Below are 7,090 nucleotides of genomic sequence, written 5' to 3'. Positions count from 1 at the left end.
GGGATCGAGGCGATGAACACCCGCATCTATGACACGCTGAACAACGGCGTTTACAAGGTCGGCTTTGCCACCACCCAGACCGCTTATGACGAGGCCGTCGGCCCGTTGTTCGACACGCTGGACTGGCTTGAGGATCACCTGTCGCGCAACGCCTACCTGATGGGCGATCAATTGACCGAGGCCGACTGGCGGCTGTTCACCACCCTGCTGCGCTTTGATCTGGTCTATCACGGCCATTTCAAATGCAACCGCGCCCGCATCGTCGATTACCCGAACCTTTGGGCCTATACCCGGGCGCTGTATCAGGTGCCCGGCATTGAGAACACCGTTCATTTCGACCACATCACCCGCCATTATCACTATAGCCACAACACCATCAATCCGCACCGGATCGTGCCGACCGGACCGCGCCTGAACTGGCATGCGCCGCATGGCCGCAACATGTCCCGCGCGGCCTGACGCTTGCCAGCGGGCGGCGGGTCGCTAATCTTCTGCGAAAGTGTTTTGTGGAGGATGTGATGCGTTACCCCCTTGCCCTGATCGCCGGTGCGATGCTGGCCACGACGGCTCAGGCCCAGACCCCGTGCGGCGGCAGCTTTTCCGGCTTTGTCGACGGTCTAAGACAAGAGGCCACCGCTAGTGGCCACACGCAAGCGACGGTCAACCGGTTCTTTGCCAACGTCGCCCAAGATCCGCGCACACTGAAGGCCGACCGGGCGCAGGGGGTGTTTCAACTGGATTTCGTCACCTTCTCGCGCCGGATCATCAGCCAGAACCGGCTGGATAACGGTCGGCGCAACGCCCAGAAATACGATGCGGTGTTTGACCGGATCGAGCGCGACTATGGCGTGTCGCGCGGTGTGCTGTTGGCGTTCTGGGCGCTGGAAACCGACTTTGGCGCGGTGCAGGGCGATTTCAACACGCTGAATTCCTTGGTGACGCTGGCGCATGACTGCCGCCGCCCGCAATTGTTCCGCCCGCAAATCTTTGCCGCGCTGTCGCTATATGAGCGCGGCGATTTCGACCCGGCCACCACCACCGGCGCCTGGGCAGGTGAAATCGGCATGGTGCAGATGCTGCCCGGTGACATTCTGGAAAACGGCGTCGATGGCGACGGCGACGGCCATGTGCAGCTGAAAACCTCGGCACCCGATGCGCTGACCTCGGGGGCGAAAATGCTGCACGAACTGGGCTGGCGCAAGAACGAGCCATGGCTGCAGGAAATCATCGTGCCCGCCAATCTGGACTGGTCCGAAACCGGGCTGAACCACAAGAAACGCGCCAGCGATTGGGAACGGCTGGGCGTCAAGCCGCGCAATGGCGAATGGGCGGGGCGGTCGTTACCGGCCTCGGTCCTGCTGCCGATGGGGCGCAACGGCCCGGCCTTTCTGGCCTATCCGAATTTCGACATTTATTTCGAGTGGAATCAAAGCTTTGTCTATGTGACCTCGGCGGCCTATTTCGCCACCCGTCTGGAAGGCGAACCGGTCTATGACGCCGGAACCCCTGATCCGGGTCTGAGCGGTGCGGAAATGAAAGCCCTGCAAACCAAGTTGGTCGCGCGCGGTCACGATGTTGGCGGAATTGATGGCATCCTTGGTGAAAAAACCCGCGAGGCGGTGCAGTCCGAGCAAAAACGCCTTGGCCTGCCTGCGGATGCGTGGCCGACGATGGCGCTGTTGAACAAGCTTTAAGCGACCAGTTGTTCGGCTTTTTTCAGGTCGACCGACACCAATTGGCTGACGCCCTGCTCGGCCATTGTCACCCCGAACAAGCGGTCCATCCGGCTCATGGTGACGGCGTGGTGAGTGATGATCAGGAAGCGCGTGTCGGCGCGGCGGGTCATCTCGTCCAGCAGATCGCAGAACCGGGTGACGTTGGCGTCGTCCAGCGGCGCGTCGACCTCGTCCAGCACACAGATCGGCGCCGGGTTGGCCAGGAACACCGCAAAGATCAGCGCCATCGCGGTCAGCGTCTGTTCGCCGCCTGACAGCAGGCTCAGCGTCGACAGCTTCTTGCCCGGCGGCTGGCACATGATTTCCAGACCGGCCTCAAGCGGGTCGTCGGATTCGACCAGAACCAGCTTGGCCTCGCCACCGCCAAAGAGGTGGGTGAACAACAGTGAGAAGTTGCTGTTCACCTGCTCGAACGCGGTCAACAGCCGCTCGCGCCCTTCGCGGTTCAGGCTGGAAATACCCGAGCGCAGCGCCTTGATCGCCGCCTCAAGATCCTGCTTTTCCGAGACCAGCGTGTCGTGCTCTTCCTGCACTTCCTTGGCGTCTTCCTCGGCCCGCAGGTTCACCGCGCCCAGCGCGTCGCGCTGACGTTTCAGACGGTTCACGTCATGTTCGATGGTCTCGGCGGGCGGCATCTTGTCGGGATCCGCGCCCAGCGTTTCCAGCAGGTTTTGCGGCGTGGTTTCCTGTTCTTCCTCAATCCGCTCGGCGGCATGGGCCACGGTTTCGCGGGCAGCATCGGCGCGGGCTTCGGCACGGGCGCGGGCCTCGCGCGCCTCGGACGCGGCGCGTTCGGCGTCGCGTTCGGCCTGTTCGGCGGTCCGCAGCCCGGTTTCCGCCACCGTCAACGCATCCGTGGCCTGCGCGCGCCGGGCCTCGGCCCTGGCGATCGCATCGGACAATTCCGAGCGTTTCGCGGCAATTTCCTCGGGCGCGGCCGAGGCTTCTTTCAGTTCGGCCTCAGAGGTGTCCTTGCGCTCGGCCAGTTCGGCGATCCGCTTTTCCGCCGTGTCCAGCCGGTGCCGCCAGCCGCTGATTTCCTTGGTGATTTCCTGACGGCGCCGGGTGCGGGCCTCGCCCTCGCGGCGCAGTTCGTCATGCGACGACCGCTTGGCCAGCATGGTCATCCGCGCCGCCTCGACGGTCAGTTTCACATCCTCGACCTCGGCCCGTGCCGCGCCCAGATCACCCAGCGCGGCGACGGCAACCTCGGCCTCTTTCAAGCGACCACGCGCGGCCATCGATTCTTCTTCGTGGCGCGACACCGCCATTTGCGCGCTTTCCAGCTTGGACGCGGCGATCGAGCGCTCGGATTCCGCCCGCGACAGCGCCCGCCCGGAATCGGCCACCAAACGATCGGCATCGCGCCGCGCCTGCCGGGCCAGACGGTCGGCTTCGGTCAGGTCTTCCAGACGCTTGCGCAGATGTTGGTGCGCCTGCGCGGCACCGGCGGCGCGGGCGCTGGCGTCTTCCAGATCGCGCTTAAGCTCGACCAGCCGGTTCAACTGTTGCAACCGCAGCGCCGCGGTCGAGGGTGCGTCTTTCGACCCAACGCGGAACCCGTCCCAGCGCCACAGATCGCCTTCAATGCTGACCAGCCGCTGACCCGGTTTCAACTGCGCTTGCAGCCGCGCCCCATCCGCCGCATCGATCAGACCGATCTGCCCCATCCGGCGGGTCATCACCGCCGGACCCGAGACATGATTGGCCAGCGATTTCACCCCGTCCGGCAGGGTCTGTGCCGGGTTATAGCCCGGCAGCTCGGCCCAGCCCGACGGTGCATCCGCCGCAACCTCGGGGTTGCGCAGATCATCACCCAGCGCCGCGCCCAAGGCCTTTTCGTAGCCCGGCTCGACCCGCAACTGATCCAGAATCTGCCCGCCTTCGGCAGTGTCACGTTCGACCAGCCGCGCCAAAGCCGCGACCTCGGCGCGCAGCGCGTTGGCTTCGCCTTCGGCCTCGGAATGCTCGGCCCGAGCATCGGATTCGCGCGATTGCGCCTCGGCGCGGGCATCGTCGGCAGCGGCAAGGGCGGCTTCGGCATTCTCGGCGGTTTTCACCGCCGAGGCCTGATCGGTTTCGGCCCGCGTCACGTCCGAACTGGCCTGAGCCAGCGCCGACCGCGCCTGCGCCACCAGCGCCCGGGCGCGCTCGGCTTCGGCATCGTTGCGGGTCAGGGTCTTGGTCGCGTCCTCAAGCAGGCGATGCGCTGATTGATGGCGGGCAGCCAGACGGGCGACGTCTTCGGTCAGTTCGGCCAGCGTCGCCTCGCGGTCGCCCAGAATTTCCGCCGCATCGCGCGCGGCGGCGGCAGCAGCTTCCAGCGCCTCGGCATGGCCGTCACTGGCCTTGACCAATTGGCCCTGCTCCCATTCCAGCCGGGCGATGGTTTCGCCGGCATCGCGGTTCAGACCGGCCTCGCGCTCCATGTCATGCACAAGCTGGCCGATCCGCGCGGTCAGGGTTTCGATCATCTGCTGCGCGCGCGCCTCTTGGTCGTTCAGCGTGTCGCGCTGAACCTGAAGGCGTTGCAGAACCGCGGCGGCGATGGCCTCTTCCTCGCGCAGGGGCGGCAGCTTGTCATCGGCGGCGACGCGCGCCTTGGCGGCCTGACGCGCGCCCGCTTCGGCCTGCGCCGCCAGCTTGGTGCGTTCGGTCAGGTCGGCCTCGGTCTGCGCCCGTGCCTCGTCTGCCTCTTTCCAGCGGCGATACAAGAGCAGCCCCTCGGCGCGGCGCAATTCGGCGCCGATCTCGCGATAGCGGGCGGCCTGACGGGCCTGACGGGCCAATTGCCCCAACTGGCTAGCCAATTGTTCGATCACATCATCGACGCGGGCCAGATTCGTTTCGGCGCCTTTCAGTTTCAGTTCGGCCTCGTGGCGGCGCTGATACAGGCCCGAGATCCCGGCCGCCTCTTCCAGAATGCGCCGCCGCGCCTTGGGTTTCGAGTTGATCAGCTCGGCAATCTGCCCCTGCCGCACCAGCGCCGGAGAATGCGCCCCGGTCGAGGCATCGGCAAACAGCATCTGCACATCGCGGGCGCGCACCTCTTTGGTGTTGGCCTTGTAGGCCGATCCGGCGTCGCGGGTGATGCGGCGAGTGATGTCCAGATTGTCCTGATCGTTGAACCCCGAAGGCGCAAGCCGTTCGGCGTTATCGATGGTCAGGCTGACCTCGGCAAAGTTGCGGGCCGGGCGGCTGGCGGCACCGGCAAAGATCACGTCTTCCATGCCGCCGCCACGCATCGCGGTCGGGCGGTTTTCACCCATGACCCAGCGCAGCGCCTCAAGCAGGTTCGACTTGCCACAACCGTTCGGCCCGACAACGCCGGTCAGCCCGTCCAGGATCACCAGATCGGTCGGATCGACAAAGCTTTTAAAGCCGTTCAGTCTGAGTCGGGAAAAGCGCAACGTGATCAGCCCATGATTCCAACAGGTCTTAAATCCTTTGCGCAGACCGCCGATGAGTCAAGCATCCACCCCAGAATGTGGCGGTAATTTGCAAGATATCCACAACATATTGCTGTCGGCGGGGGGCTGGAGCGGGATCAGGCCACGCCCGCTAGCAGGTCAGCCGCGCCACCATCCGGGCCGGATCGCCGTCGAAACTGCCCGGTATGATGTCGCAACCACTAACCGCCTGAATGGCGATATAGCCGCGCTGCATCACGCCTTTGGCCTTGGATCCGTATTCGAAATTGGTGCGGATCGCCTCGGCCTCAGTGCCGCGAATATAGACGCTGAAGGTGCTGCCCTGAACAGTGATCACCTGCGCCGGAACCCCGACCATCGACATCTCGGGCATGTCGCATCCAAACAGGATCACGCCCGCCAAAATCCACAACCCGCGCCGCATACCGCCCCCCGCTTTGATGGGCTTACAGTGGCGGCGAATGGTTAACCGATGATTAACCCGACCAGGCCGCAATCACCTGTCGTTTTGTTTTAATTCGATAATTTCTTGAATAGGCCGCGCCCTTCGTTACCATCCCGGGGACTCGGACTCATGCGGAGCCTGGAATGATCCACGGCCTTACGATCCTCTTGGTGTTTCAATTGACGGGCGAGATCATCGCCCGTTCCTTTGGCCTTCCGGTGCCCGGACCGGTCATCGGCATGGCGCTTTTGCTGGCGGCCATGGCGCTGTCGGCCCGGGTTGCCGACACAGTGCGCCCGACCGCGCAGGGGCTTTTGTCGCATCTGTCGCTGCTGTTCGTGCCCGCAGGCGTCGGGATTGTCGGACACCTGAGCCTGCTCAGCGAACATGGCGTGGCGCTGTTTGCGACATTGCTGATCTCGACCGTGCTGGCGATTGCCGCTGGTGCGCTGGTGTTTTCGGCGCTGTTGAAACTGACGGGGGCCGAAGATGCCTGATTTCGCCGAAATCTGGAGCTATCTCGAAAGCGGCCCGCTGATCTGGCTGTCCGCAACCCTGATCGCCTATCTGATCGGAGACGCGATTTTCCGCGCCAGCGGACGCCGCCCCTTTGCCAACCCGGTTCTGATCGCGATGATCCTGCTGGCGATCCTGCTGCGCAGCACCCACACCGCCTATGCCACCTATTTCGAAGGCGCGAAATTCGTGCATTTCATGCTGGGCCCGGCAACCGTGGCGCTGTCTGTGCCGCTGTTCGCCAATCTGGGCCGCCTGCGCAAAAGCGCGCTGCCGTTGCTGGCGGCGCTGTTTGTCGGATCGCTGACGGCGATGGGATCGGCCATCGCGATCGGCTGGGCATTGGGATTGCGCGGCGAGACCCTGATTTCGCTGACCCCGAAATCCGCGACCGCGCCGGTGGCGCTGGGGATTTCCGAAAGCATCGGCGGCTCGCCCACCCTGACGGCGGTTCTGGTGATCCTGACCGGGATCATCGGCGCGATCACCGTGACGCCGCTGTTGAACCTGCTCAGGGTGCGTGACTGGCGGGCGCGCGGGTTTGCGGTTGGCGTCGCCGCGCATGGCATCGGCTCCGCCCGCGCCTTTCAGGTGAACGAGACCGCAGGCGCCTTTGCCGGGATCGGCATGGGGCTGAACGCAATCCTGACCGCCATTCTTGCCCCGATCATAGCCGGATGGGTGTTTTGACCATGCCTCAGATTCGCCGTGCCCTGCCCCCTTATGACTGGAACGCGGTCCTGCGGCTGATCCGCGCCAGCTTTGCCTATATGGAGGGGCGGATCGACCCGCCGTCGGCGCTGCATCGGCTGACCGCGCAGGACATTGCCGCGCAATCCGAAAGCGCGGAAATCTGGGTGATCGAGGAAAACAACGCACCAGTGGCCTGCGTGTTCCTGACCCCGCGCGACGATGTGCTGTATCTGGGCAAACTGGCCGTCGCGCAAACCCATCGCGGGCGC

General features: G+C 64.5%; 7 protein-coding genes. 5 read left to right on the top strand and 2 right to left on the bottom strand.

Going from position 1 to position 7,090, the window contains the following annotated elements; genetic code table 11:
• The coding region (locus ABYW26_RS08210) for a glutathione S-transferase C-terminal domain-containing protein (RefSeq protein ID WP_372604284.1) at window positions 1-459 on the top strand (459 nt) is incomplete at its 5' end.
• A gap of 59 nt (window positions 460-518) precedes the next feature.
• Window positions 519-1,694 carry a lytic murein transglycosylase gene (locus ABYW26_RS08205; protein ID WP_372604283.1) on the top strand — a complete coding sequence of 392 codons (1,176 nt, stop codon included), beginning with the start codon at window positions 519-521 and terminating at the stop codon, window positions 1,692-1,694.
• Here the strand turns inward: ABYW26_RS08205 and smc are convergent.
• The gene (gene smc / locus ABYW26_RS08200; RefSeq protein ID WP_372604282.1) at window positions 1,691-5,146 is read right to left on the bottom strand and encodes a chromosome segregation protein SMC; all 3,456 of its coding nucleotides are present in this window, start codon (window positions 5,144-5,146) and stop codon (window positions 1,691-1,693) included. The genes ABYW26_RS08205 and smc overlap by 4 nt on opposite strands.
• A 151-nt stretch (window positions 5,147-5,297) precedes the next feature.
• Entirely contained in the window at window positions 5,298-5,591 is a 294-nt protein-coding gene (locus ABYW26_RS08195) for a hypothetical protein (RefSeq protein ID WP_372604281.1), read from the bottom strand.
• Between the two features lie 164 nt (window positions 5,592-5,755).
• Between ABYW26_RS08195 and ABYW26_RS08190 the strand changes: the two genes are divergently transcribed.
• The 3 genes from ABYW26_RS08190 to ABYW26_RS08180 form a co-directional block, all read left to right on the top strand.
• The gene (locus ABYW26_RS08190) at window positions 5,756-6,109 is read left to right on the top strand and encodes a CidA/LrgA family protein (RefSeq protein ID WP_372604280.1); all 354 of its coding nucleotides are present in this window, start codon (window positions 5,756-5,758) and stop codon (window positions 6,107-6,109) included.
• Window positions 6,102-6,818, top strand: a complete 717-nt coding sequence (locus ABYW26_RS08185; protein WP_372604279.1) for an LrgB family protein — start codon at window positions 6,102-6,104, stop codon at window positions 6,816-6,818. Before ABYW26_RS08190 ends, ABYW26_RS08185 begins: the two co-directional genes overlap by 8 nt.
• 2 nt (window positions 6,819-6,820) lie before the next feature.
• The coding region (locus ABYW26_RS08180; RefSeq protein WP_372604278.1) for a GNAT family N-acetyltransferase at window positions 6,821-7,090 on the top strand (270 nt) is incomplete at its 3' end.

Source organism: Actibacterium sp., assembly GCF_041584535.1.
Classification (GTDB): Bacteria; Pseudomonadota; Alphaproteobacteria; order Rhodobacterales; family Rhodobacteraceae; genus Actibacterium_D.
The sequence above is the reverse complement of the archived record's forward strand: the minus strand, read 5'-3'. Positions and strand labels throughout refer to the sequence as shown.

Bases quoted from the DNA above. Each gene is read 5' to 3' on its own strand.
- ABYW26_RS08205 (WP_372604283.1), top strand. From the start codon at position 519: ATGCGTTACCCCCTTGCCCTGATCGCCGGTGCGATGCTGGCCACGACG.
- ABYW26_RS08190 (WP_372604280.1), top strand. From the start codon at position 5,756: ATGATCCACGGCCTTACGATCCTCTTGGTGTTTCAATTGACGGGCGAG.
- ABYW26_RS08185 (WP_372604279.1), top strand. From the start codon at position 6,102: ATGCCTGATTTCGCCGAAATCTGGAGCTATCTCGAAAGCGGCCCGCTG.
- ABYW26_RS08195 (WP_372604281.1), bottom strand. From the start codon at position 5,591: ATGCGGCGCGGGTTGTGGATTTTGGCGGGCGTGATCCTGTTTGGATGC.